We start from the raw sequence: 588 nt of genomic DNA, 5'->3' as shown, positions 1-588 counted from the left end.
GTGGCAACCCTTAAGGGTCGCCTCCGCCATTGGTGAATTAAATATTATCTTTTCTTCAACCTTATCTGAATTAACTATTGTAAGTGTAGCTTCTTCTGTGGTAAAATTGAATTGTGTGAAGAGGTGCAACTCTTCACATAATTCATTAATGTTAGGCAGGATATCAGACAATTCAAAATAGTTAAAACCTGAATACTTGTTTTGACCAGACTTTTTTAAGTTCATCTTTTGCAACTTAACCCTGGCAGTTTGTAATTTATTATAAACATTCATTGTCTTGACTCCTGCTTCTATTATAATGCTTTTGATATTCCGCTTCCCAAGCCTCATCATCATATTTAGATAACATATCACGTTCTAAATCTACCAACACTATCGCCACAGCAGTTTCAATTGTATAACTTCCCATTAATCTTTTAAATTCCTCTATAAATTCATTTAATCTTTCATCTGTCATTTCTTTCATCTCCTAATTTTATAATACTTACTTACAGTCTTTTGGAAACCAAAAGCTTATTTCCTCTTTTTTAGCAAGTCTAGCCTCGAAAGCTTCCTTATCATATTCAAATAACAATTTCATTTCCATAG

The 588-nt window shown here is 32.3% G+C and carries 1 protein-coding gene and 1 pseudogene; both read right to left on the bottom strand.

Annotation, left to right across the window (positions count from 1 at the left end):
- Positions 1-225 (bottom strand): annotated as a pseudogene (locus tag AMN84_RS03570) (ERF family protein); the annotation flags it as partial.
- Between the two features lie 34 nt (positions 226-259).
- Positions 260-466: a hypothetical protein gene (locus AMN84_RS03565; RefSeq protein WP_075483453.1), complete on the bottom strand. Its 207-nt coding sequence runs from the start codon at positions 464-466 to the stop codon at positions 260-262.
- Positions 467-588 lie beyond the last annotated feature (122 nt).

Source organism: Candidatus Pelagibacter communis (assembly GCF_001180105.1).
Classification (GTDB): Bacteria; Pseudomonadota; Alphaproteobacteria; order Pelagibacterales; family Pelagibacteraceae; genus Pelagibacter; species Pelagibacter ubique_K.
This window is presented reverse-complemented; position numbering and strand designations above follow the sequence as displayed.

What these genes read in the sequence shown, in the direction of transcription:
- AMN84_RS03565 (WP_075483453.1), bottom strand. Translation starts at nt 466, where the DNA reads ATGAAAGAAATGACAGATGAAAGATTAAATGAATTTATAGAGGAATTT.